General features: G+C 39.1%; 26 protein-coding genes. 17 read left to right on the top strand and 9 right to left on the bottom strand.

Features of this window, described 5'->3' with window-relative positions:
• Window positions 1-5: 5 nt before the first annotated feature.
• The 10 genes from gmtX (at window position 6) to HMPREF0023_RS00100 (ending at window position 9,835) form a co-directional block, all read left to right on the top strand.
• Entirely contained in the window at window positions 6-158 is a 153-nt protein-coding gene (gene gmtX / locus HMPREF0023_RS17000) for a gamma-mobile-trio protein GmtX (RefSeq protein ID WP_267195236.1), read from the top strand.
• Between the two features lie 305 nt (window positions 159-463).
• The gene (gene rep, locus HMPREF0023_RS00060) at window positions 464-2,503 is read left to right on the top strand and encodes a DNA helicase Rep (RefSeq protein WP_004638202.1); all 2,040 of its coding nucleotides are present in this window, start codon (window positions 464-466) and stop codon (window positions 2,501-2,503) included.
• A 23-nt stretch (window positions 2,504-2,526) separates the two neighbouring features.
• Entirely contained in the window at window positions 2,527-2,979 is a 453-nt protein-coding gene (gene dut / locus HMPREF0023_RS00065) for a dUTP diphosphatase (protein ID WP_004638203.1), read from the top strand.
• A gap of 191 nt (window positions 2,980-3,170) precedes the next feature.
• On the top strand, window positions 3,171-4,589 hold the full coding sequence (locus HMPREF0023_RS00070) for a phosphomannomutase/phosphoglucomutase (RefSeq protein WP_008940855.1): 1,419 nt from the start codon (window positions 3,171-3,173) through the stop codon (window positions 4,587-4,589).
• Window positions 4,590-4,602: 13 nt separating this feature from the next.
• Entirely contained in the window at window positions 4,603-5,502 is a 900-nt protein-coding gene (argB, locus tag HMPREF0023_RS00075; RefSeq protein ID WP_005091356.1) for an acetylglutamate kinase, read from the top strand.
• Between the two features lie 226 nt (window positions 5,503-5,728).
• Window positions 5,729-6,505: a GNAT family N-acetyltransferase gene (locus HMPREF0023_RS00080; protein WP_005081577.1), complete on the top strand. Its 777-nt coding sequence runs from the start codon at window positions 5,729-5,731 to the stop codon at window positions 6,503-6,505.
• A 100-nt stretch (window positions 6,506-6,605) separates the two neighbouring features.
• A complete protein-coding gene (locus HMPREF0023_RS00085; protein ID WP_008940856.1) occupies window positions 6,606-7,454 on the top strand; it encodes a class II glutamine amidotransferase in 849 nt (282 codons plus the stop codon).
• 273 nt (window positions 7,455-7,727) lie between these two features.
• The gene (locus HMPREF0023_RS00090) at window positions 7,728-8,183 is read left to right on the top strand and encodes a bacteriohemerythrin (protein ID WP_008940857.1); all 456 of its coding nucleotides are present in this window, start codon (window positions 7,728-7,730) and stop codon (window positions 8,181-8,183) included.
• Window positions 8,184-8,432: 249 nt separating this feature from the next.
• A complete protein-coding gene (locus HMPREF0023_RS00095) occupies window positions 8,433-9,515 on the top strand; it encodes a membrane protein (RefSeq protein WP_005091350.1) in 1,083 nt (360 codons plus the stop codon).
• Entirely contained in the window at window positions 9,515-9,835 is a 321-nt protein-coding gene (locus HMPREF0023_RS00100) for an RnfH family protein (protein ID WP_005091348.1), read from the top strand. The genes HMPREF0023_RS00095 and HMPREF0023_RS00100 overlap by 1 nt, the downstream gene beginning before the upstream one ends.
• A gap of 56 nt (window positions 9,836-9,891) precedes the next feature.
• On the opposite strand, the gene HMPREF0023_RS00105 is transcribed toward HMPREF0023_RS00100, so the two are convergent.
• Window positions 9,892-10,290, bottom strand: a complete 399-nt coding sequence (locus HMPREF0023_RS00105; RefSeq protein ID WP_004638212.1) for an outer membrane protein assembly factor BamE — start codon at window positions 10,288-10,290, stop codon at window positions 9,892-9,894.
• Window positions 10,291-10,401: 111 nt separating this feature from the next.
• On the opposite strand from HMPREF0023_RS00105, the gene fur reads away from it, so the two are divergent.
• Complete coding sequence (gene fur / locus HMPREF0023_RS00110; RefSeq protein ID WP_004638213.1) at window positions 10,402-10,839, top strand: ferric iron uptake transcriptional regulator; 438 nt, start codon at window positions 10,402-10,404, stop codon at window positions 10,837-10,839.
• Window positions 10,840-10,926: 87 nt separating this feature from the next.
• Here the strand turns inward: fur and HMPREF0023_RS00115 are convergent, their stop codons facing one another.
• Window positions 10,927-12,045: a PilT/PilU family type 4a pilus ATPase gene (locus HMPREF0023_RS00115; protein WP_005081584.1), complete on the bottom strand. Its 1,119-nt coding sequence runs from the start codon at window positions 12,043-12,045 to the stop codon at window positions 10,927-10,929.
• A gap of 28 nt (window positions 12,046-12,073) precedes the next feature.
• Window positions 12,074-13,111, bottom strand: a complete 1,038-nt coding sequence (locus tag HMPREF0023_RS00120) for a type IV pilus twitching motility protein PilT (RefSeq protein ID WP_004638216.1) — start codon at window positions 13,109-13,111, stop codon at window positions 12,074-12,076.
• 126 nt (window positions 13,112-13,237) lie between these two features.
• Between HMPREF0023_RS00120 and HMPREF0023_RS00125 the strand changes: the two genes are divergently transcribed.
• Window positions 13,238-13,930 carry a YggS family pyridoxal phosphate-dependent enzyme gene (locus HMPREF0023_RS00125; RefSeq protein WP_005091345.1) on the top strand — a complete coding sequence of 231 codons (693 nt, stop codon included), beginning with the start codon at window positions 13,238-13,240 and terminating at the stop codon, window positions 13,928-13,930.
• 6 nt (window positions 13,931-13,936) lie between these two features.
• On the opposite strand, the gene HMPREF0023_RS00130 is transcribed toward HMPREF0023_RS00125, so the two are convergent.
• From HMPREF0023_RS00130 to HMPREF0023_RS00145, 4 genes are all read right to left on the bottom strand, one after another.
• The gene (locus HMPREF0023_RS00130; RefSeq protein ID WP_008940858.1) at window positions 13,937-14,608 is read right to left on the bottom strand and encodes an HAD family hydrolase; all 672 of its coding nucleotides are present in this window, start codon (window positions 14,606-14,608) and stop codon (window positions 13,937-13,939) included.
• Between the two features lie 71 nt (window positions 14,609-14,679).
• A complete protein-coding gene (locus tag HMPREF0023_RS00135) occupies window positions 14,680-14,967 on the bottom strand; it encodes a hypothetical protein (RefSeq protein WP_008940859.1) in 288 nt (95 codons plus the stop codon).
• A gap of 14 nt (window positions 14,968-14,981) precedes the next feature.
• On the bottom strand, window positions 14,982-18,593 hold the full coding sequence (locus HMPREF0023_RS00140; protein ID WP_008940860.1) for an AAA family ATPase: 3,612 nt from the start codon (window positions 18,591-18,593) through the stop codon (window positions 14,982-14,984).
• Between the two features lie 9 nt (window positions 18,594-18,602).
• Window positions 18,603-19,853: an exonuclease SbcCD subunit D gene (locus HMPREF0023_RS00145; protein WP_008940861.1), complete on the bottom strand. Its 1,251-nt coding sequence runs from the start codon at window positions 19,851-19,853 to the stop codon at window positions 18,603-18,605.
• A 159-nt stretch (window positions 19,854-20,012) separates the two neighbouring features.
• Between HMPREF0023_RS00145 and HMPREF0023_RS00150 the strand changes: the two genes are divergently transcribed.
• The 4 genes from HMPREF0023_RS00150 to HMPREF0023_RS00165 all read left to right on the top strand — a co-directional run bounded on the left by HMPREF0023_RS00150 (window position 20,013) and on the right by HMPREF0023_RS00165 (window position 23,007).
• Window positions 20,013-20,795, top strand: a complete 783-nt coding sequence (locus HMPREF0023_RS00150) for a crotonase/enoyl-CoA hydratase family protein (protein ID WP_004638222.1) — start codon at window positions 20,013-20,015, stop codon at window positions 20,793-20,795.
• A 43-nt stretch (window positions 20,796-20,838) separates the two neighbouring features.
• A complete protein-coding gene (locus HMPREF0023_RS00155) occupies window positions 20,839-21,288 on the top strand; it encodes a GNAT family N-acetyltransferase (protein ID WP_008940862.1) in 450 nt (149 codons plus the stop codon).
• Window positions 21,289-21,576: 288 nt separating this feature from the next.
• Window positions 21,577-22,023, top strand: coding sequence for an ABZJ_00895 family protein (locus HMPREF0023_RS00160; RefSeq protein WP_004638226.1), 447 nt, complete (start codon window positions 21,577-21,579; stop codon window positions 22,021-22,023).
• Between the two features lie 75 nt (window positions 22,024-22,098).
• A complete protein-coding gene (locus HMPREF0023_RS00165; protein WP_008940863.1) occupies window positions 22,099-23,007 on the top strand; it encodes a TIGR01777 family oxidoreductase in 909 nt (302 codons plus the stop codon).
• Here HMPREF0023_RS00165 and thiO read toward each other — a convergent pair.
• Together thiO and hemB are read right to left on the bottom strand one after the other, a co-directional pair.
• Window positions 22,981-24,114: a glycine oxidase ThiO gene (gene thiO, locus HMPREF0023_RS00170; protein WP_008940864.1), complete on the bottom strand. Its 1,134-nt coding sequence runs from the start codon at window positions 24,112-24,114 to the stop codon at window positions 22,981-22,983. The two genes, HMPREF0023_RS00165 and thiO, sit on opposite strands and share 27 nt — an antisense overlap.
• 10 nt (window positions 24,115-24,124) lie before the next feature.
• Complete coding sequence (gene hemB / locus HMPREF0023_RS00175) at window positions 24,125-25,138, bottom strand: porphobilinogen synthase (protein ID WP_004638230.1); 1,014 nt, start codon at window positions 25,136-25,138, stop codon at window positions 24,125-24,127.
• A gap of 171 nt (window positions 25,139-25,309) precedes the next feature.
• On the opposite strand from hemB, the gene HMPREF0023_RS00180 reads away from it, so the two are divergent.
• On the top strand, window positions 25,310-25,807 hold the full coding sequence (locus tag HMPREF0023_RS00180; protein ID WP_004638231.1) for a thioesterase family protein: 498 nt from the start codon (window positions 25,310-25,312) through the stop codon (window positions 25,805-25,807).
• The last annotated feature ends 52 nt before the right edge of the window (window positions 25,808-25,859 follow it).

The following is a 25,859-nucleotide window of genomic DNA, read 5'->3' on the forward strand; positions in this document are numbered from 1 at the left end:
GTGATATTGAAGCTTTAAAAGATGCTATTGACGAGAATAAAATGGCACAACTTGGTTGGACAGTCTCAAAGTATGGCGCTGTAAAAGATGAGAATGAACGACCATTATTTAAAACTGGATTTGTGTTAGCTATTAAAAAAATTCTAGATCAATTGTAGTCTTGGAAAGGATCACAGCTTTTGTATATTTATTTTATACATATATAAAAAGAAAAATGTAAGATAACAAATTGATATTAAAGGTTATAATTACATTTTTCTTTGATTTTATACACTTTCTACTAGAAAGAGCTTCGGGTGGTTTTTTTATGTGAAAAAAATACCGACGACAAGCTGCGGCGCTTCAATTGGATGAATCATCATAATTTATACATATCCCAAGATTTATTATTGGGATTATAAAAAAGAGATGTCTATAATTGTGCTCGGAAAATCAGGCTCGGAAACGAGAGAGGAATTACAAGATGTCATCTGCCAGTCAATTGAATGACAAACAACTTGAAGCCATGAAGTATGTTCAGGGGCCATTGTTGGTGCTTGCAGGTGCAGGTTCGGGTAAAACTTCAGTGATTACACGCAAAATTGCTTTTTTAGTGCAACAGTGTGGAATCCCTGCTTATCGAATTACAGCGATGACCTTTACCAATAAAGCTGCACGTGAAATGAAAGAACGTGTGGGTAAACTACTGTCGCGTGAAGAAGCCAAAGGATTATCAGTTTCAACCTTTCATACCTTTGGCTTGAATTTATTACGTTTAGAATTAAAAAACTTACCACTTAAAGCTAATTTTTCTATTTTAGATGCAGATGACTGTAAACGCATTTTGATGGACTTGATGCAGCGAGACAATATGTCTGGTGCAGAAAGTAAAGAATTGATTGCGAAGGCCATGAAGAAAATTTCAGATTGGAAAAATGATCTGATCTTGCCAGAGCAAGCACATTCAACTTGTGAAACTGTAGAAGATGTACAGCTTGCGCATCTGTATCAATTATATGAACGTAATCTTCGTGCATACAATGCTGTTGATTTCGATGATTTGATCGTGATGCCAACGCGCTTGCTTCAGGAAAATGCCGAAGTTCGTGATAAATGGCAGAATCGTGTTCGTTACTTACTGGTCGATGAGTATCAAGATACCAATACTGCCCAATATACCTTAGTGAAACTTTTAGTCGGTGTCATGGGGCAGTTCACGGCGGTAGGTGATGATGACCAATCTATTTATGCATGGCGTGGTGCAAAACCTGAAAATATGGCGTTATTGAAAGATGACTTCCATAATTTAAAAGTGATTAAGCTTGAACAAAACTATCGTTCTACCAGTCGAATTTTAAAAGCGGCGAATGCTGTAATCGAAAACAACCCTCATATCTTTGATAAAAAGTTATGGAGTGACAAAGGGCATGGCGAAAATATTCGTGTCATCACGTGTTTAAATGATGATGATGAAGCAGAACGCGTTGTGAAAGATTTGATCACGCATAAGTTGATGAATGGCAAAAACTGGAAAGACTACGCAATTTTGTATCGTGGTAATTTCCAAGCACGTGTATTAGAAACACAACTACGTCAAATGCAGATCCCATATAAATTGTCTGGTGGTCAGTCATTCTTTGCTCGAGCTGAAATTAAAGATGTGATGAGCTATTTACGCTTAATCATTAACCCTGAGGACGATAGTGCATTTTTACGTATCATTAATACGCCAAAACGTGCAATTGGTCCTGTCACTTTAGAAAAGCTGGGATTATTTGCGCAAGAAAATACTTTATCGTTGTTAACGGCTTCATCAGATCAGCGTTTGTCGATGGTCTTACCAAAGAAAGCTGCGACACAATTACACGAGTTTGCTGATTTTATTGCAACTTTCACCCGTGAACTTCTCGATGATGATGAGCCAGTTCCTAAAGTTCGTCAGATGATCAATGAAGCTGGCTATATTGATTACGTTCGTGAGCAGGCGGCAACCCCTGCACAAGAAAAAACCAAAATCGACAATATTGAAAGTCTCTATACCAGTATTCAAAATTTGATTAATCGTACTGATGACGTAGATGAGAAGAACATCGAGAGTGTGATTCGCAAACTGGTGTTGCTCGATATGTTGGAGCAACAGCAGGAAGAGGAAGATACGGATAAGGTCAACTTATTAACGCTCCATGCAGCCAAAGGTTTGGAATTTCCATATGTTTATATGATCGGTTTAGAAGAAGAGCTTCTACCGCATAAGAACTCGATTGCTTCAGAAACTATTGAAGAAGAGCGCCGTTTGATGTACGTGGGGATTACCCGTGCCCGTCAAGGCTTAACCTTGACCTTGGCAGAGCAACGTAAAAATGGTGGTCAAATGCGTCAAATGACGCCAAGTCGTTTCTTGGATGAATTGCCCCAAGATGATTTGGAATGGCATGGGCGTAAAAAGAAACTTGCTCCGAATGTAGATCCAAAAGAGCAAGCACAGCAGTATCTTGCCAACTTAAAAGCTTTATTGAAACGTTAGAAAATTGTAAATAGGAAGATGGAATGAAAGTCCAAGTTAAAGTATTAGATGCGCGTTTAGGTCAAGAGTGGGCAATGCCAGCATACGCAACTCATGGTTCAGCTGGTTTAGATTTACGTGCATGTTTGGATGAAGCGATTGAGATTGCTGCGGGAGAAACGGTTTTAGTTAAAACTGGATTGGCAATTTATATTGAAGATCCAAACTTTGCAGGTCTAATTTTACCGCGTTCAGGCTTGGGTCATAAGCATGGTATTGTTTTAGGGAACTTGGTCGGTTTAATTGATTCTGACTATCAAGGTGAACTGATGGTATCTGTCTGGAATCGTGGGCAGACGACTTTCCGTTTAGAGCCCGGTGAACGTTTAGCACAATACGTACTGGTTCCAGTCGTACAGGCTGAATTTGAACAAGTGAATGAATTTGTTGCGACCGAACGAGGCGCGGGTGGTTTCGGTCATACAGGCCAACAGTAATTTGTCGTACTTATCACTTAAAATGCAATGCTTTGTCCAAAAGCATTGCATTTTTCATATTGATTGTTCTGTAGTTTTGTATTACAAAGCAGCTGACCAACTATTTTAATTTTTCTCAACAAGGGTTAGTGAATTTCTTAATAGTATTTTGTTTCTGCAATAATTTTGATATATAAAAATAGGGACTTATTGTGAACATAAAACATAAATTTCCTCTGAATATTTTTCGTGCTTATGATATCCGTGGAAAACTGACTAATCTTACCCCCACGATTATTCGTTCAATTGCTGTAGCTTTGGCAGCACAATATACCGAAGCTGGCCAAAAGCAAATCGTAATAGGGTACGATGCGCGTTTAACTAGTCCAACCTATGCCAATATTATCCAGCAAATATTTGAGCATCAGGGATTGGAAGTAATCAATATCGGCTGTTGTTCAACACCGATGATGTATTATATTGCACGTGATTATGCAGGTAATGGCATTATGGTGACGGCCAGTCATAACCCTAAATCTGACAATGGCATTAAATGGATTTTAAAAGGCGAGCCGCCAAGCCCTGAAGCGATACAACAAGTCGGTTTATACGCCGAAGGCTTCACAGATCAGATCATCGAAATCCAAAACTTAGATCAACTGCATAAGATCATTCCTCAGTATTGTTTACAATATCAACAAGCCTTGCTAAGCGATATTCATCTATCGAAGCCTCTGAAAATTGTTTTAGATGGGTTACATGGCTCTGCTGGTCGTTGCGCGAAGTCTGTATTAGAGAAGTTAGGATGTGATGTTATTGCGCTGCGTTGTGAGGCAAATGGACACTTTCCTGATCATGCACCAGATCCATCACATGCTGAGCATTTAAAACAATTACAGCAGGCGATTATTTCTGAAAATGCGGATCTAGGGATTGCATTGGATGGTGATGGGGATCGTGTGGTGTTACTTGATGAGCAAGCACACATTATTAGTCCTGATCGCTTATTGTCGTTATTTGCTCAGATGTGTTTGCAGCAGCATCCGCATAAAGAAATTGTTTTCGATGTAAAGTGTTCTCGGATGGTGGCAGATACGGTGGAACAACTTAACGGACAAGCTAAAATGATCCGTACAGGTAGCAGCTTCCTGCGCTCATATTTGTCACAATCGAATGGTAATGCTGTATTTGGTGGAGAATACGCAGGCCATTATGTCTTTAATGATGGACGTGGTTTTGGCTATGATGATGGATTATATGCAGCATTACGAGTGATGGAATATTTGGGTCAATCTCAGGCAAGATGTTTATCTGAGTTATTGGCTGCTTTTCCAGAACGTTATTGCACAGAAGATATTTACATCAGCACACACAATGCTTCACCGCAACAAGTTTTAAATAATATTGAGATTATCAGTAATCGTTTGGCCGCACGATTAAGTAAAATTGATGGGGTAAGGCTTGATTTTGACGATGGTTTTGGCATTATTCGAGCATCCAATACAGGTGAATACTTTACCGTTCGTTTTGATGCAGATCATCCAGATCGGTTAGTTGAAATTCGCCAGAAGTTTATTTCTATGTTGCAGGATCAATATCCACAAATTGCACAAGAACTCGCACAGTCTTAAGAAGGAGAGATTCATGCCATACGAGCATATCGGCATTGATAAAGCAAAAATTTTGATTGAAGCTTTGCCGTATATCCAACGCTTTGCTGGTAAAACGTTGGTCGTTAAATATGGCGGAAATGCCATGACTGATCCAGAGTTGGAAAGTTCATTTGCTCGTGACATTGTGTTGTTGAAGACTGTTGGATTAAATCCTATCGTCGTGCATGGTGGTGGACCTCAAGTTGACTCGCTGTTAAAGCGTCTTGGACAAGAATCTGATCGTATTGATGGAATGCGTGTGACTGACCAAGCAACGATGGAAGTTGTTGAAATGGTGTTAGGTGGCAGCGTAAATAAATCGATTGTGAACTTGATTAATCAGCATGGTGGTCGTGCGATTGGTTTGACTGGTAAAGATGGTAATTTACTGCGTGCCCGTAAGTTGTTGATGGAAAAACAGGAAGCGGATGGCTCAGTTTCTCAAATCGATTTAGGGATGGTAGGTGAAGTCACTGGTGTAAAAACAGATGTATTAGAAATGTTTACGCAAGGTGATTTTATTCCCGTGATTGCACCTTTAGGGGTGGATGAAGAGGGAAATACCTACAATATCAATGCTGATTTAGTTGCAGGTAAAGTGGCTGAAGCGCTAAGTGCAGAAAAGCTGATTTTATTGACCAATATCACAGGGGTATTGGATGAAAATAAAAACTTATTGACTGGATTAACCACACAAGAAGTTGATCGCTTGATTGAAACAGGTGTGATTTATGGTGGTATGATTCCTAAAGTAGGCTGTGCATTAGATGCGGTCAAAGGTGGAGTTGTGAGTGCTCATATTGTAGATGGACGTGTACCGCATGCAACGCTTTTGGAAATCTTCACAGATCATGGGGTCGGGACTTTGATTACCAATCGGGCGAAACATTGATTTCTGAAAGGTTTATATAACCACTTATGTAAGAATAAATATCTTGTGTATAAGAATTTTATTATTTTTCAAGGTAACCAAATGGGCGGCATTCATGCCGCCTTTGCGATGGTGAATACTTAATGAGAATTTTCTCTCGGATTTAAGTCATCATCTCTTCATTTTTCATTCACTAAAGTGTCATTAATACGATTTAAGGTAATTCTAGTCATAAGGAGCTTTCATTATGCTAGAAAAATTAAACCAATACCGTCATACACTGACTCTACCATTGCGTCAAAAACCAGCTCAAAATCAATTTCGATTTGAATGGGTTGATAATTTAAAAGAATTACAAGAAGTACAACGTTTTAGAGCAACACAATTTAGCCATCAATTTGGCATGTCATTTGAAGATGGATTGGATCAAGATCTTTATGATTTTGGTTGTGAACACGCGGTATTACGTGAAAAATGGACGGGTGAAATTGTTGCTTATACGCGACTAAAACTATTCCAAGGCTATGAGATTGGGCAAAGCTATAGTGCTCAAGAATTTGAAATCGTTCCTCATTTGTCTCATCTACCAAGTGTCTTGGAAATTGGGCGAACGTGTGTCCACCCAAAGTTTCGTTCTGGTAAAGCATTATCGACTTTGTGGCTAAATCTGGTGCCAAAGGTGCTTTGGTCGATGCGTGCAAAATATTTGATGGGTTGTGTAAGTATCCATCTCGAAGACAATACAGCTCGTGCCTATTACACCCATCGTCAAATTCAACAACTGGCAGATCATCAAACAATTGATATCCGTTCTAAACGAGCATTTGAGCCTGAACGCCCAGATTTTAGTTTTCCGCAAGACGAGCGTATGCCGAAACTGTTCCAAACCTATTTGGGGATGCAATCTAAGCTTTCTAAAGAAGCATTTTATGATGAACATTTTAAATGCTTAGATTATTTTGTATTTTTAGAGGTGAATAAGATTGCAACGTCTTTCGTTATGAACAAGATGGTGCAACGATAAGTGCATATCGCTCTCAATCCTATAGTGAGCACATATTCAGATTTACAAGCGATCTATACCTCATGCACAATAGGTGTAGATGTTATAAAGTTAAAAAGATATGTGCCAACTATTAGGAATGAATTGCGCCACACCCACAGATATCACTTTTTCATTTCGTGGATTTTCTCAACGAGCTGGGGTGACGTCTGATCATAGTGATGGCTTCGGTATCGCTTTTTTTGAAGATAAAGCATGCCGCTTGTTCGTAGATAATCAGTCGGCAGTCGAATCGCCGATAGCCGACTTGGTTCGAAACTATCCAATAAAATCACGTAACGTGATTGCGCATATTCGTAAAGCGACACAAGGCAAAATCACATTAGAAAATTCACATCCCTTTTTGCGAGAGCTATGGGGGAGACATTGGATTTTTGCTCATAATGGGGATTTGTATGATTTTAATCCTCATTTGAGTGGTCGGTTTGAACCCGTAGGAAATACCGATAGTGAACTTGCGTTTTGTTATTTATTGGATCAAATGGTTGAGACCTTTGGATATACTGAGCCAAGTTTAGAGGACTTGTTTGTGCTCTTAGAGCGTATTTCGCCTCAAATTGCTGAACATGGGACTTTTAATTTTTGCTTGTCCAACGGACAGGCATTGTTTAGTTATGCAACCACTAAACTTCATTGGCTGGTACGTGAATATCCTTTTCAAAATGCACATTTGATTGATTTAGATGTTGAAGTGGATTTTAGTGAGGTGACGACCCCTGAGGATCGAGTTGCGGTGATTACCACTGAACCGTTGACCCATAATGAAACATGGACAGCATTTCAAGCAGGTGAAATGATTTTATTTCAGCATGGTAAACCGATTAAACATGCTTTAACACGTGTGGATAGACTTATCCGTGAAGCTGAAAATCCAGCATTAAAACGAATAACCAAAGCAGATCTTTATTAATCACCATTTATTTGAGTGATTTGATATTTATTACTCGGTTATAACCGAGTAATTTAGTTAGTTTTTTTAATAAAATTATATAGATATGTAACATAACTGGTTAAAAAATACTTGAGTGTTTTAATTGGTGAAAAAATTAAAATAAATATAAAACAAGGGGTTAATTTATTTAATTGAAAAATATATGAAATCTGACAAAAATGCTTTGTTTTTATTTTATATTTTGCCGATATTATGTTCTTATTCAATCAATAACATTGATTTTGGGGGATTATGGGGATGAAATGGTCTGTGGATTATAATACAGGTATAGAAGTCATTGATGAGCAGCATCGTCGTATCCTTGATTATATTAATCAAATCGATGAGTTAAAGCATTGCAATGATCGCGTAAAAATTAAAGAAGTTCTCAATAATATTATTGATTATACGCAGTCTCATTTTACTTTCGAAGAAAGCTTACAAGAAGAAGCGAATTATAAATATCGTGTACCACATAAACGCGTACATGATTTATTTATCAAAAAGATAGAAGTATATCGAGAGCGCTTTGAATTGGGGCATGAAATTGAAGCTGAGCTGCATGAGGCTTTATCTAAATGGTTAATCAATCATATTCGTCATGATGATGCCGATTATGTGGGGGCCGTAAAGGAAAATATGCTTGGAATTATTAAGGAAAATGAAAAGAAAAAAGGCAAAAACTGGTTTGCTCGTTTTTTCTCATAACAATAAGATAATAACAAAGGCCCCCTTAATGAGAGAAAAATAAAAAGGCCAATATGAGTGAAAATAAGGGGGCTAATTAAATCTAATAATAAATCATGCGCAGCAAATCATCGTTAAGGTGGTTTGCTTTTTCTTTCGATATCTTTTGTTTTGATTTTCAAGCTTGAGAAAGGCAAAATAGATTGAATATTTCATTGTAAGCTCCATAAAGAACTGCAATGAGTTCAAAGATTTTTCAAGGATTGCATTATGCAGGACACAACTCTGTCACGCTGGTTTGCTCCAGTGATGGCGTTTTGCTTATCTTTTGTCATGATTACCACATTAGCGCCTACAGTGGGTATCCAGATTGATCGTCAACTGGATTTTTGGCTGTTATGGTTAGGAACAATGTTTTTATTAGCATTGCCGATTGGTTATTTAGAGATTGCTTTAGCAAAAAGATCACAAACAACTGCATTACAGGCACTCTCCGCATTAACACGTGACGCAGATGCTTCACCACGATGGCGTGTTGTTGGATGGTTAGCAGTTGTTTTTGTTCCATTCTTTGCAGGTAGTGTTTTAACGACAGCAAGTGGTGTGGTCAATCAACACGTTGCAGCGGAGCTTTCAAGCCAAATCATTTTTGCTATTTTGGCTGTAATTGCATTTGGCCTTTCTTTTGTTCCTCGTCAATGGTTACTTGCATTGACCGCGCTTAGTGTGGTTGCAGCATTTATCCTTGCAAACGTAGTGGGGACTGAGCTACCAGCATGGTATTGGACGAGTGTTGAGTTCAAAGAGTGGGGCAATGCAACTGTTCTTGCTTTAGTGGCAAGTGGCTTGGGCTTGGGCTTGTATTGGCAAAGTAGTTTGTCTGAAGTGAAGAAACAATCTGCTGCGACCACTGCTGTATTACCTATTTGGATCGCACAATTATTAGCAGTTATTGCATTTGGATTTTTCTCAGTTCAAGCACAAATCCCTGCTTTAGTTTGGGTATTGGCAGCTATCGTTTCCTCTGCGTTGCTGATACAACTCGCTAAAGAACAATTGGCACAGCGCCAACTTGCTTTAGTCATCCAATGGGCAGTCATTATTGCAGCGATTGCCGTTTGGTTTGTGCCACAATTACAGCAGTTCTTTAATCTTGGGTTGATGCTATGGGGCTTAGTAATTTGTTTGATTTACGCTGTTTTCGCTGGTTGGGTGATGAAGATTAGCCATCTACGTAAAGCAATGGGATTTAGTAATGAGCTATTTTATAATTTATGGCGTATAGCAGTACGTTTAGTATTGCCGATCTCTATTGTTATCGCCATGATTGCAGTCATTGGGCAAATTATATAATGGAACAGCTTAGACAGGTTTGGGTTGCATATGCGACACCAGAGCAGCAATTTCATATTGCAGTCGATTTCACAGATGGAATGACTGCAATCGATGCAATTGAGAAAAGTGAACTGGCTCATGCAGTTGTCTTACCTGAACCTTTGCAACTTGGCATTTTTGGCGTGAAGGCTGAAACAAGCACATTATTACAAGTCGGTGACCGCGTAGAAATCTATAGGGCATTAACGATCAACCCCAAAGATATTCGGCGTAAACGTGCAGCACAGAATCCCGTGGGGCGATTTATAAAAGGCAATCGTTTCAAGCAATCAAGCTGATAAATAAAACCCCTCATGAATGATTCGATGAGGGGTTTTATTTTATGGTGAAGCCGTTATAGTGGAGGTGCAGTTAAGATCGCTTCTTTCGATGCTGGTAGACCAGGTTGTGATTCTGGGATGGTATCTAAACCTTCGATTCGTTCAACATTACCGTTTGCATCAAAGTAAATTTGTAGATGTTGTCCATGCGCAGCAGGAATTTTTGCTTTTTTTGCATAAGTGCCTGGGATATAGTTGTAGATGTAGTCCCAACGTTGCGGATTCAGAGGGTCTGAAATTGTTGGACTGCCTAACAAGAAACGGACTTGCTGAAAGCTCATGCCGACCTGTACTTGTGCTGCTTGTGCCTTGGTTAAGGGCGTTCCTTGTGGAATGTCAACTTTATAAACACCGAAGACTGAACAACCGCTTAGTACTGAAGTGACGAATAACGTCAGCATGATTTTTTGCATTTTGCTACACTATCCTGATAAATGATGATGCATTTGATCCAAGGATAGATCATACTGCATCTAAACTCTATTTCCTATTCCAACTTAAGATTTGTTGAGAGACCTTTTTTCATGCCTATTTCCAATCAAGACTTACGCAAAGCTGGACTTAAAGTCACCCTTCCTCGTATTAAGATTTTGGAATTATTAGAAAATTCAAAACAACACCATTTAAGTGCAGAAGATATTTATAAAACTTTGCTTGAACAAGGTGAAGACGTAGGTTTAGCAACGGTTTACCGAGTGTTAACACAATTTGAAGCTGCTGGGATTATTCAGCGTCACCATTTTGAAAATAATCATTCTGTTTTTGAGATCATGCAAGAAGATCATCATGATCATTTAGTGTGCTTGAACTGTAATAAAGTGATTGAATTTACTAATGATATTATCGAAAGAGAGCAGCATGCGGTTGCTGATCAGCACGGTTTCACGCTCACTGGACATTCTTTAAATCTTTATGGCTATTGTAATGATAGTGAATGCCAAGAGGCTTATCGTAAAAAATAAGCTTAATTTCGTTAAAAATGAATGAGTTCACTAAACATGAACAATTAAAAAAGGAAGGTTACAAAAACCTTCCTTTTTTATGTCTAATTATTGACCATCAAAGGTAATGTTACGGCTCGCATTCAGTAGTTGATCTGCGCCTTCTTCAGAAAGCTTAATGGTGAGACGCAAGTCGTTTGGTGAGTCTGCGTGCTTTAATGCATCTTTGTAAGTGATTTGTCCCGCTTTATAGAGGTCAAATAGGGCTTGGTCAAAGGTTTGCATACCCAATTCACGAGAGCGTTTCATCAGATCTTTAATCTCATGAATTTCACCTTTACGAATATAGTCAGCCAATAAAGGAGTATTGATCAAAATTTCAATCGCAGCACGACGTGAATTTCCATCAGGTGTTGGGATCAATTGTTGCGCGACCAATGCCTTTAAATTAAGTGACAGATCCATATACAACTGGCTATGACGATCGGCTTCGAAGAAGTGAATAATACGATCTAGGGCTTGGTTGGCATTGTTGGCGTGAAGCGTTGCCAAGACCAAGTGACCTGTTTCAGCAAAGGCGATCGCATAGTCCATGGTTTCGCGTGAACGAATCTCACCAATCAAAATAACATCTGGTGCCTGACGAAGTGTATTTTTTAATGCAACTTCAAAAGATTCAGTATCAATCCCGACTTCACGTTGCGTGACGATACACCCCGCATGTTGATGCACAAATTCAATCGGATCTTCGATGGTGATAATGTGTCCTTTGGAATTGTGATTACGATAACCAATCATTGAAGCGAGGGAAGTAGATTTACCTGTACCTGTTGCGCCAACAAAGATAATAATTCCACGTTTGGTCATGGCAAGTTCTTTGAGTACTTCAGGCAGTTTTAAATCGTCCATACTCGGAATATGAGTTTCGATTTTACGTAAAATCATCCCAGGCATATCGCGTTGCTGAAAAGCACTGACACGAAAACGCGCTGTTTTTTCACGGTTAGTAATTGCGAAGTTACACTCACGTGTATCTGCAAATTCTTTACGTTGCTTGTCACTCATAATTGAATTGACAAGTTGCCCCACAATTTCAGCAGATAATTTGGTTTTAGAAACAGGCACAATTTGCCCGTTAATTTTCATAGATGGTTCAACATCCGCAGTGATAAATAAATCAGATGCGTTTTGTTGAATCATCAAATTGAGTAAATCATTAAAATCCATATGTTTTCTCTAATCTGTTTTATATTTTTTATAGGAATGATTCTGGTTGCTTTGCAACTGTACGTGCGGTTTGTGGACTAATAAGACCTTTAGATACCAGACTTTTTAGACTTTGATCTAAAGTCGTCATGCCATAGTTCGCTCCTGTTTGGATCGCAGAATACATTTGTGCGACTTTGTTTTCACGGACGAGGTTACGGATCGCAGGAATCCCGATCATGATTTCATGTGCTGCCACACGACCGCCGCCATTCTTTTTCAATAAGGTTTGAGAAATTACCGCTTGTAATGATTCTGAGAGCATGGCACGAACCATGTCTTTTTCCTCGGCTGGGAATACGTCGATCACACGGTCAATGGTTTTTGCTGCTGAGGTGGTATGCAGTGTACCAAATACAAGGTGACCTGTTTCCGCTGCGGTGAGTGCAAGGCGAATGGTCTCTAAGTCACGCATCTCACCGACCAGAATAATGTCAGGGTCTTCACGCAGTGCAGAACGTAATGCTTCGTTAAAACCATGGGTATCACGATGCACTTCACGTTGGTTAATCAGGCATTTTTTTGATTGGTGTACAAATTCGATTGGATCTTCAACCGTTAGGATATGGTCGTAACGATTTTCATTGATGTAATCAATCATTGCTGCGAGAGTTGTCGATTTACCCGAACCTGTAGGTCCAGTGACCAATACGATTCCTCGCGGATAATCACAAATTTCTTTGAAAATTGTGCCTAAACCCAAGTCTTCCATGGTTAAAACTTTGGATGGAATGGTACGGAATACGGCACCCGCACCACGGTTTTGGTTGAATGCGTTGACACGGAAACGTGCGATATTGGGTACTTCAAAAGAGAAGTCAGTTTCAAGATCTTCCTCAAAATCACGACGTTGCTTATCGTTCATGATGTCATAAACAAGACGATGGACATCTTTATGCTCTAGAGCTGGTAGATTAATTCGGCGAACCTCACCATCTACACGAATCATAGGTGGCATTCCCGCCGAAAGGTGTAAATCCGATGCACCATTTTTTACTGAAAAGGCGAGTAATTCTGTGATATCCATAATTTCCCCGAAACAATCAAAAGTAATTCATTATTTTGTAGAATAATATAAGACTTTCCCCGAAGCTTACCAAGACTTCTGATTGTGGTTATACAAAAAAAGATGTCGTGAATGAGAACTGTGTCAATGAATTTACTCCAACAACAACGCCAACACGTACTAATGCAAATAGAACAAGCCTGCCAGCACGTTCAGCGTGATCTAAAATCTGTACAATTGTTAGCTGTATCAAAGACACATCCGAGTCAAAGTTTGCGAGAGCTGTATCTAGCTGGGCAACGTAGTTTTGGTGAAAATTATCTTCAAGAGGCGTTGGGAAAAATTGAGGAACTGCAAGATTTAGAAATTGAATGGCATTTTATCGGGCATGTTCAACGGAATAAAACTAAACATTTAGCTGAAAAGTTTGATTGGGTACATGGCGTAGATCGCCTCATTATTGCAGAGCGATTGTCTAATCAGCGTTTAGATGGTCAGCAAGCTTTGAATATTTGTCTTCAAGTTAACATTGACGGACAAGACTCTAAAGATGGTTGTGAACCAAATGAGGTCGCTGAATTAGTAGAGCAAATCAGCCGACTACCAAATTTACGTTTACGTGGTTTGATGGTGATTCCAGCACCTGATAACGTTGCTGCATTTGCTGATGCTAAAACTTTATTTGATCAAGTCAAATCATTACATGCACAACAGCAAGATTGGGATACATTGAGTATGGGTATGTCTGCCGATTTGGATGCTGCGATTGCTGCGGGTTCAACCATGGTGAGAGTAGGTACAGCACTGTTTGGGAAGAGGGATTATTCAAGTAAGAGTTGAGTGCAATCACAATTTTAAATGCTCTAAAATCTCACTGAAATTTTCGTAATCATGTAGGTTAGCGTCAGAAATTATTGATTTAACTTCTGAATTGGGATGAAAGAAAATAGTTTTCATTCCGACAGCCTTGGCGCCTTGTATGTCTGCTAATTCATTATCTCCGACAAAGATACAGTCTTGTGGATGAACACCAAGCTGCTTGCAAGATAGTAGAAAAATTGTGGGATCTGGTTTTCGAAGTCCTACAGCCTCAGAAACGATGATACTTGAGAAGAATTCAGTTAGACCTAAAGCATAGAAATTATGTTCTTGAAATGGTGTTTTCCCGTTAGAGACTAATCCAATTAAATAACCTTTTTGTTTAAGATCAAGAATCGTTTCTTCAACATTTCTGAAACAACATGAAAATTTATTGAAATCATTGATATAACTTTCTAATAGTTGCTCTTTAGAAATATGTTTGATCATAAACTCTTGAGTTAAGTTCTCATAAACAACATCTTTCCAAACTTTGCCATTATCGTCCATATCAAGAAAGCGTTGGATAAATTGTTGTTTGATTTGATTAGGAACTAATCGAAAGTAATTCGTTTGCCAAGTTAAAAAATTGATCAGAGATGTTGTTCTATCGAGTAAAGTTTGATCAAGATCGAAAATAACAGCTTTATTGATATTCATTCGGTTTGTTTTGCAGGATAATTCAACCATCATAAAATTAGTTAACTCATAATTTTACTCAGAAATTGTAACTAGCTAAATTCTAAATCATGTTGATCAATCGCTTGTTTAATTGAAGAAAACCACTTACAACGGGTGAGAGGAGATTCTTCAAGTAATAATTCTATTGTCAATTTTTTGAAATAAGTATGATCTTCATTTGAGGAAGACGGATTAAAAAAATTTGCGCATAGTACAGCATATAATTCCGTTTCTAAGTTGTGTAAACAAACATATTCAGTAAGTTCTTGATCAGACATACGTTTAAAGATAGATATTAATTTGAATAAGTTATCATGTTGCATTTCTTTAATTTCCATTAAGGTTGTTATTTTCACCCCACCACTTCAATCCGACTTGAACCTGAACCAATGGGTTGTACCTGAATCTGTACAGGGATACGTTCATGCATTTCCTGAATGTGCGAGATTAAAATGACTTTACGTCCTTGGCTTTGCAGTTGATCCAGCGCATTCATCACCATATGTAAGGATGATGCATCCAAGGTGCCAAAGCCCTCATCAATAAACAGCGATTCGATTTTCATCGAACCTGATGCCATATTGGCAATCGCCAATGAAATGGCGAGGGCAGTGAGGAAAGATTCTCCGCCAGATAAAGAAGCAACTGAACGGGTTTCACCATCCATATCATGGTCAATAATTGCAAGACTCAGCGAATTATCCAAACGTTTTAAGGTATAGCGCTGAGAAAGCATCGCCAGTTGTTGATTGGCATATTCAAGCAAAATGTCGAGATTATATTGCTGAGCTAAATCACGGAATTCTTTACCTTTTGAGTCGCCAATAAGGCTAGAAATTTTATTCCAGCGATGTTCTTGTTGCTGGATCTGTTGAATCTGATCCACAAACTGTTTTTGTTTGGCTAAATTTTGTTGATGCACTTCCAATTGAAGTTTAAGTTGATCACGTTGCTCTGTTGTCTGTTGCAAAATTTCTTGATTGGCATTTATCAATTCAGTGAGTTGTTCAATCTGAATATTGGGTTCTGATTGAAGATGTACATTCAACTGTTCTTGCATGGTTTTCAGTGCAGAATTTGCTTCACTCAAAGCACGATCCGCTTGTTGTATTGCATTTCTAATCTGTTGTTCTTGAGCTGATGAAATCGCAAGTAATTCGCTGAGTTGATCTTCTGCAAAATTTTGCTGCTGAGCTAACCAATTGGTGATTTCAGTTTTACATCGTTCAAGAGAATCATGATTCTGTTTCTGTTGTGCTTTGAGTTGTTCGAGCACATTTTTCTGCTGCTCATAATTATGACGAGCTTGTTCAAAACTTTGCTTTAACTGCTGATACTGGTTCTGTAATTGCTGACGTTGTTGATCATGCTGTTGTAACCATTCATTGGCTTTGATTTCAGCTGAACCTGTCATCGTTATAATCAGTTGATTAGCAGCATCCGTATTTTGTTTGCCTTTAATTTCGATGTCTTTTAATTGTTGCGCGCACTCTGCTTGTTGCGTAGTGAGTCCTGCCAAATTGGTCTTTAATACATTCAACTGCTGATCAATTTGGTCTTTTTGTTTGATGAGCGATTCTGCATGCTCTAGTTGTTGGCTACGTTGTTGCAATGCGTGTAATACGTGTTGTGAGAATGACAAACCTTGTTTTGACCAAGCCATTTTATCGTCAGCATTGAGACAGTCTACGATATGTTGAATCTGTTGCTGTAAGTGCTCTACGGTCTGAAGTTGATGAAGCGTATTTTGAATGTTTTGATGAAGCACATGCTGATCTTTATTGGCTTGGTTAAGTTGTTGTAATTCCTTTTCAAGCTGCTGTTGAGTCTGTGATGCTTCTAAAACGAATGTTTGCATCTTAGCCTTGATGCTATTTTCATTTAGGTCATGCTCAGTGAGATTGAAATCGAGTTGAATATTCAACTGTGATAAATGTTGCTGTAACAGTTGATCGTGGGTTTTTAATTTGTCATGCAATTGCTGCAACTGCTGTTGCAATTGATTGTGTTCAGTATGGCTTTGGGTGAATTGTTGTTGAGCTTTTTGCCAAAGTTGGAAAAGCTGTTGTTCCTGTTGAATCGCTTGCTGTTCTTGTTGTTGCTGTAAGGCATATAATGTTTTAGAGATTTGGCTCTCGTCATCACGATAAGGATGTTCAGTACTGCCACAGACAAGGCAGGCTTCACCGTGCTTGAGTTCAGCACGTAGATGTTCAATATTTTCAGCATGTAATAGACGTTGTTGTTGCAAAACCAGTTGTAGTTTCTCACGTTCAGTTTTAGCAGCGTGATAATCTTGTTCAGTTTTTTTGCTGCATTGTTCTAGCTGTTGAACTTGCTTTTGTAGAGCTTCAAATTTGTTTTGCTGCGTAAGCACTTCATTTTTTAATTCAAAATAATGCTGAAGTTTTTGTTGAATTGCATCCAATTGATTGATGCGAATTTGTTGGGTTTCTTTTAGTTTCGACTGTTGCTCAATACGCTGTTCAATTTGTTGGGTTACGCCAAATTGAATAACTAAATTGTTGAATGTGTTTTGATCTTGCTCAAGTTGAGTCTGTGCTTGTTGAATAGAGCCTAACGTGTTTTCTACTTTTTGATATTGCTGAATAAATTGCTTGAGTTGTTGAATATGGGCATTTAAGCCTTTATCCAAAGGCGTGTATTGGGCACTGTGTTTTAACTGTTCTAAGCAAGCCGTATGTTGCGCACTCAAGTTTCGAATGCTTTGTTCAAGCTGTTGTTGTTGCTCGATGAGTGGTTGCTGCTGACTTTCCAATTGAGTCAGTCGAATTTTGGTTTTCTTATATTCTTCAGCAATATAGTCACGTTCTTGCACAAACTTGCGTACTTGTGTCAGTTCAGTTTGATGCTTTTGCTCGAAATCTTGAAATTGATTGAGTGTTGTTTCTACTTGTGTATAAAGCGTTTTTTGTTGCTCAAATTGAGTAGTTAAAGTGCTAAATTCATGATGTTTTTGTTGAATTTGTGGCGCGAGTTGTTGCAAAGTTTTTTGCAACTGTTGTTGTTGAAAAACAATAGGGCGTATCTCAGCAAACGTTTCTAATTGACTCAGTAATTGGCGATCTTTGGCGATGTTTTCTTGCGCTTTAAGTTGCAGATCATAGTCTTGTTTTTTTAACGCTATGTCTTTATTGATTTTATCGCGTTGTTCAAACCACTGCTGTTGTTGTCTGAATTGATTTTTTTCATTTTCAAGTTGTTGCACGTGTTGTTGTAACTGTTGGAATTGCTGTTGTAACTCAGCGATTTCTTCATCAGAACGAATTTCAATATGACCTAAAACACTTTCTAATTTTTCTCGTTGTAAGCGAACTTCTTTGGTTTTTTCAAAAGCCAATTGCCCAATTTTGGCAAAAATACTTGAGTTGGTGAGGTACTCTAAGAGTTCACCACGTTCATTATCACGTGCTTTTAAAAAAGCGGTTACTTCGGATTGTGCCAAAAGCACCGCACGCGTAAATTGTTCAAAACTGAGCTGCGTAATTTGTTGAATGTGCGTTTCGACGGCTTTGGTTTTATCTGCGACAACCACGCCATCGGTGAGGCATTTCAATGAGCGTTGTACACTTTGTAATTTACCATTGGCATTTTCACGGGCACGTTTAATTTCCCAACGTGCTAAATAATGTTTTTGATCCTGTGCGACAAAGCACAGCTCAGCAAATCCATGACCAGTACCACGACGTAATACAGTGAGAGGAGAGTTGGTTAACAATTCTGAACCATCTACATCTAACAATTTGCCATCACTGTCTTTGAGTCTCGGAATTTTATTAAATAGGGCAAGACACATCGCATCTAAAATGGTGGATTTACCTGCACCCGTTTTTCCGATAATGGCAATCAATCCAGCATGTGCTAAAGGCTCACTTTCAAAATCAATAAAATGCTCACCTGCAAGAGATGCCAGATTTTTTAGTCGAATGGATAAAATTTTCATGGCAAATCCTTAAACTGTTTGATCATCTTCAAGTTTTTTCTGTGCTTCAGCAACTAAGCTTAAAAAGTCTTTGCTGACTTCATCATCAACGCTATAGCCTTTTTTCTCCCAAATTTGTTGAAACAGTTTTTCGGGTGTCGGTGGTTCTAAATTAATTTTTGATTCGCTTTCAGCATTGGTTTCATTAGATAAATATTGTCTTGAAATTCGCACTAAACGGTAACGATCTTTAGGCAAGGCATCTTCAAATTGTTGTCTAAGATTCGGTTGGGGAGGTGTTGCTGTGTGGTATTCAATATCGATATATTCACGATGATCAATAGAGCCTATAGCGCCCTGTGGCAGATTTTTGAGTCGCTGCATGACGTCATTGAGTTCACCTTTTATTTTATGTAATTGAATCGCTCGCGGAATGGCAATTGCCTCAAACTCAACTTGATTTTCAGTTGCATTGGGATCGATCGTGACTTCAACCACTTGGTGTTTATAATTAATTTCACTAAATGATAAAGGGATCGGAGAGCCACTATAACGAATGTGATCATATCCGACTTTTTGTGGTTTATGCAGATGCCCTAAAGCCACATAATTTATCTCGTCGTCAAACAGCGTGGTTGAAAGCGCTTCTTCATTACCAATAATAATTGGGCGTTCAGAATCTGAGGTTTCACCACCTTGCATATGTGCATGTGACATCAGAATTAAAGCTTGATCATCAGTTTTGCGGCGTTTTGCTTCAGCGATTAAATGTTGATGCAGATAAGCAATCGCATTTTGACTGTTAGTCGTGTGTTCGTTAAAGCCTGTGATTTCGGCTGAACGTAAGAAAGGCAGGGCAATACACCATGCGACAATCTGTTTTTGCTCATCATAAATCGGCAAAATTAAACGATCTAAATCTAAGCTTTTATCTTCATTCCAGCGAATCACTCCGACTGTTTTGGCATTGTATTTTTCAAGTAAGGGTTCAACTTGTTCAATGCGATAGCCTGAGTCATGATTTCCCGCGATCATCAATGTTTGCATCTGTGGTGCAAGATCATGCGCATCGGCAAGGAATTGATAAAGCTGTTTCTGTGCTTGTGAACTCGGATTGATCACATCAAAAATATCACCTGCAATGAGTAAAGCATGTGGTTGCTTAATTTTGATTTGCTCAAGTAACCATGCAAGAAATTGTTCATGTTCGTAGTGGCGGGAATGGTTGTAAAAAAACTGTCCCAGATGCCAGTCAGACGTATGAAAAAAACGCACAGTCATAAGTGAATCTAATAATAAAATGAATGCGAATAAGGTAGCACGTATTCAAGAAAAAAGTAGAGCTTAGCCAAGCAGAAAGTAGCTACAAGATATCGCTTGATCATTTTAAAACGATCAACTAGTTTGGTATCCAATTAATTTAATAACAGGAAATAGAAAATGAGCTTAGGAAAAGTAAGCCGTGAAATTATTGACCATATTATGTTGATCGGTTTAGATCGTGTGGCAAAACGCAATGCCTTTGATAGCCATATGATTGAGGATTTATCTTTAGCATTAACAGAATATGAGAATAATCCTGAATTACGTTGTGCTGTCATTTTTGCGCATGGTGATCATTTTACTGCTGGTCTAGACCTAGTGGAATTACAACCTAAAATTCCACATGGGATTTTTAATTTTGAAGAAGCGCAAATCAATCCTTGGGGTGTCGGTGGTCGACATAGAACTAAACCAGTTGTGGTCGCGGTACAGGGTATTTGCTATACCGCTGGTGTTGAGTTAATGCTGAATGCCGATGTGGTGATTGCCAGCGAAGACACGATATTTGGTCAACTCGAAGTATTACGTGGAATTATGCCTTTTGGCGGTGCGACGGTTCGTTTTGTACAGGCAGCTGGTTGGCAAAAAGCCATGCCTTATTTGCTTACAGGTAAAACCTTTGATACTCAAAAAGCCAATGAGTTGAATCTTGTTTCTGAGGTTGTAGAAAAAGGTAATCAACTTGAGCGTGCGATCGAAGTTGCCAAAGAGATTTGTATAGCTGCGCCGCTTGCTGTACAGGCTTTACTGGCTTCTGCCAAGGATGGGGTTACTTTAGGACAGACTGATGCATTTCAGAAAATGGATGATTACCTCAAACCCTTGTTTGAATCTGAGGATGCTCAAGAGGGTGTTCGGGCGATGCTTGAAAGACGTTTGCCACAGTTTAAAGGTCAATAATGGTTTATTGTTAAAGTATTTAAAAGAGATTAATTTAACCCTGATGAATATTATTAAGTTAGCGAATAATCCTGAGTTGCTTGAACTAGCGGCGATATGGTTTTCGGATAAATGGGAGATACCTGTAGAAGTCTATCGGGACAGCATCCGAACTTCGATTGAACAGTCAAACAGCATCCCACAATGGTATGTAATTCTAAGTGATACAGGGCAGATCATTGCAGGCGCTGGAATAATTGACAATGATTTCCATGATCGGAAAGACCTTAGTCCGAATCTGTGCGCTTTATTCGTTGAAACAGCGTATCGAAAGCAAAATATCGCCAGAAAGCTGTTGGATTTTGCCCGAGCGGAAATGAAAACCTTGGGATTTGAAACGCTCTATCTGGTGACAGACCTCGACGATTTTTATGAAAAGTGTAATTGGGCATTCTTAACAAATGTCAGAGATGATGAGGGGGCGTTGATCAAAATGTATGTTGCTAATATTTGATCAAACTCAAATCACAGGCAAAATAAAACCGACGATTCGAGTGATGAGAAATCGTCGGTCAAAATCTTTATCAAAAGTTCTGGCTGCTAACAAAACCATTGTTAAAGATGGAGAGTCATAATGAAAGGTCACCGAAAAAAACTGCGGATGCCGTGCAATGTTCGTCGGTTGCTGCGACCTTATACCCTATATAACGACATGAGTTTGGCTTTGGTTGACATTAAAATGAAAAAAAATTGAAAAAAACTTATAATTATTTTTCGAAACCAATCTTATAAGGTTATCTGTATGATTTCATTGCGTTTGTATTATTTATGGTTTTTTATAATTTGTTTGGTTTTGACTTTGCTCACAGGCGTACTGGCAGCATTTTTACCGAATAGTATAGGTGGTATCCTCACCGCAATGCCTTATTTGATTGCGATCATTTTAGTTTTATTCAAGTTTTTAAGGCAACAGCGCCGTGCACCAACAGCTCAAGAGCAGAAACGTTTTACATTGGTTTTCTCTCTGATTTTTTGGGGATATAACTTAATTGGTTTACTTGGTGGACTGTTTCTCTTTGCCCGTAAAGATCCTCAAGTGTGGCAAAATTTCTTATTGTATTTACAACAACCCAAGTTTTTACTTACTGTTTTGGCCATGTGGTTGATGTTAGCCATCCCATTATATCTGATTACCTATTGGTTTTATGGTAAACAAGCGCAACGTATGGCGGCTAAAATGTTTGCTTAGTTTAAGCTGACTTGTAATTCCTCGATATTCTGCTATAGCTATTTACAATGAGTATTATGCTAAGTAGGTCGTACCATGCAAAAAATGACGGTGTTGGTAACAGGTGCGAGTGGATTTATTGGCTCTCATCTTTTACCTTTTTTGTTGGAACAGCAATATCATGTGATCGCACTAACACGACAAAAGCAAAAAGTATCTCAACATCCTCAGCTTAGATGGGTCAATGATTTAGAACAAATAACTACCTCCGAAATAGATTATGTGATTAATCTGGCTGGTGAAAATATCGGTGAAAAGCGTTGGACTGAAAAACGTAAACAGCAATTGATTGAAAGTCGAGTCAACATGACGCAGCGGCTGTATGACTGGTTAGAGCGTCAAAATATTTATCCAAAATGCATTATTTCAGGTTCAGCGATTGGTTATTACGGGATTGATCCACACGAACAATGGACTGCAATCTGTGATGAAAATACCCCTGGACAAGCGATTTTTATGTCTGAATTGTGTCAGGCATGGGAACAAACAGCACTTAAATTTAGGCAGCAAAATACTAAAATTATCCGCTTAGGCATTGTTTTTGGTGATGGTGGAGGCATTTTGCCGCAAATGCTTTTGCCAATTAAACTCAATACAATTGGAAAAATTGGCACAGGACAACAACCTGTTGTCTGGGTGCATATCCAAGATGTATTAGATGCAATTTTATTTTTGATGCATTTAGATAGTGCTCAAAAAATTTATAATGTGGTCTCACCTGAGTTGACAAATCAGCAGCAATTTATGCAAACAGCATCTAGGTTATTAAAACGTAAGCCATTTATTCCTATGCCAAAATGTGTTTTTGAAATCATTTTGGGTGAACAGTCTCAGTTGATCTTGAACGGGCAATATGTCCAGCCCCAAGCCTTATTGACGCATGGTTTTAGATTTAACTATCCAAGTTTACAAGATGCCTTAACTCAGATTCTCATGAATCGCTGATTGAGTACATGCCAATCGGTCAGGTGAATAGCCGTGCGGATCAACAAAAGTTTTCTGATCTAACATGAGTTGTGCCAACAGTTTTGCTGATCCTGCACCCATACATAGCCCATTGCGGAAATGCCCGAAATTTGCCCAAAGACGACTCAGCTCAGGCATCGCACCGATGTAGGGGATGCCATGTGGCGAACTTGGGCGTAAACCGGCCCAGCGCTTTACAATCGGGAATTGTGCTAACTCAGGTACCATTTCCAAACAAGCAGATAAAATATCTTGTTGGGTTTGTGCATCGACGGCTGTACTAAATCCGCATTCAGACATACTTGATCCACAAACAATATGGCCATCTTGACGTGGAATCAGATACATGACGCGATTCATACACATGGTGGGGAGCCAGTTTTCAGGGGTTTTAAACAGTAGCATCTGACCTTGGACGGGGTGTACAGGAATCTTTCGCTGAACTTGTTGTTGCCAATAATTACTCCATGCGCCCGAAGTGAGTACAACCTGATCAGCAAAATATTGTTGATGATCTTCAGTTTCTATACCGTGAACGGTTTTATTTTTAATGATCAGCTTCTCGACGGTACAATGTTCAAAAAAGCGAACGCAAGGATGCTGCTTTAAATAATGAATCAAAGATTGTAATAGGCGAGGATTGCGAACATTGGCAAGTTGAGGAAAGTAAATTGCTTGATCAAACTGTTTTGAAATATGTGGATTTACGGTTTCGAGCTGTATGCGATTGAGCAGATCACATTGCTGCATCGGTTCATTGTGTTGTGTTGCGTAATTTAATCCAGTCTGAAAATCTTCTTGATCGAAGATCAACATACCGGTGTTGTGGATTTGAAAATCGATACCTGTGATCGGGGATAGTTTTTCATTCCATGATTGATAGAGTGATTTGCCATATTTGGCAAGTTGATTCACTTCAGGTGCATATCGCCATGGATACATCGGAGAGAGGATACCGCCACCCGCCCACGAAGCGGCTTGACCAGCTTGTTGTTGATCAAAAATATCGACGGAACAGCCGTGTTCAGCAAGCTCAAGTGCAGTCATTAAGCCGCTAATTCCTGCACCAATGATGGCAATATGCATAGTTGGAGTTCTATTTCATCTCTTTCAGTTTACGTGCTGCTTCTTCAGCAAAATAGGTCCAAATACCATCTGCACCTGCACGACGACAGCACATTAATGATTCTAAAATCACACTGTCAGATAACCAACCATTTTGAATCGCACCTGCAAGCATGGCATATTCACCACTCACCTGATAGATGAAGGTTGGCACACCAAAAGTGTCTTTCACTTCACGAACGATATCCAGATAAGGCATACCCGGTTTGACAATCACCATGTCTGCGCCTTCTTGAATATCAAGCGCGATTTCATGCAATGCTTCGGCACGGTTGCCCACATCCATTTGGTAGTTATATTTATTACCACCTTTTAAGTTGCTTGCAGAACCGACTGCATCACGGAAAGGACCATAAAAGCTTGATGCGTATTTTGCTGAATACGCCATGATGTTGGTATAAATAAAACCATTTTGTTCCAACGCTTGGCGAATGGCAGCAATTCGTCCATCCATCATATCGCTTGGGGCAACCACATCTGCACCCGCTTCCGCATGGCTGAGTGCTTGTTTAACTAAGCATTCAACAGTTTCATCATTTAAGACATAACCTGTCTCGTCAATAATACCGTCTTGACCATGTGTTGTATAAGGATCAAGTGCGCCATCTGTGATGAGCACCATTTCTGGTAGTTCTTTTTTTAATAAACGGCAAGTGGTTTGCACTAGACCATCTTCATGCCATGCCGCTTCTGCGGTCAAACTTTTATCTTCTTGGGGGGTAACAGGGAAGAGTGCCAGTTTTGAAACGCCCAGTTCTAATAAGCTTTCCGCTTTTTTGAGCAATAAATCAGCAGATAACCGTTGCACATTTGGCATGCTTGGAATGTCTTGAGTTTGTTGCTGTCCTGGCAGTACAAATACTGGATAAATCAAATGATTGGCAGTGAGTTGTGTTTCACTGACCATTGCACGAAGTTGGTCATTTTTACGGATACGGCGCATGCGAGTCGCAGGAAAAGCAGGACGATTGAACGTATAAGTCATAACAATCTCGATGTTCAGTATTACACTATAGGAATAATTGAGTTATTTAAGTCATGCTAGGGAGAGCTTAGCGGCTTAGATCAATTAAAAAACTTAGCTATTGTAGCCCCATAATTTTAGATTTGTGCAAAATAATGGGGTATTTATCGTTCCCTTGGATGTTAGCAGCGTATGAATGATGTAAAGAAAAACTGGACTGGAAATATTCAATTAGGTGCAAAAGCCGATCATGACGTGGTCTTGAAACAGCTCTGTAAAGCATTTAATGCCTGTCCTTTTTTTAAATACAGTGGCATGGTCATGCGAGTTGTTGATGATCAGATTGAAGGGTATTTTGAAATGCAGCCTGAATTAATCGGCAATGTGGCATTCCAAATTTTGCATGGTGGTGTGGCTGCAACCATGTTAGACAGTATCGGTGGGGTCGTTGCGATGGAGCAACTTTACCGTCGTGCATCACCTGAAGATCTACCAGATACGATTAAAAAGGTATCACGTCTCGCGACAGTGGATATGCGAGTGGATTACCTATCGCCTGGTCGAGGTAAATATTTTATTGCTCGTGCAGAAACCTTACGTCTAGGGCGTAAGGGATGCACGATGCGTATGACCATGGTCAATGATGAAGAGAAACCGATTGCAACGGCTATTGCTTCTTATGCATTCTAAGTTTGAAATTGAATATGAAAGCGTCTTGTGGCGCTTTTTTTAATACTAAGAA

Origin of the sequence: Acinetobacter sp. ATCC 27244 (assembly GCF_000156555.1) — a bacterium.
GTDB classification, from domain to species: Bacteria; Pseudomonadota; Gammaproteobacteria; order Pseudomonadales; family Moraxellaceae; genus Acinetobacter; species Acinetobacter haemolyticus.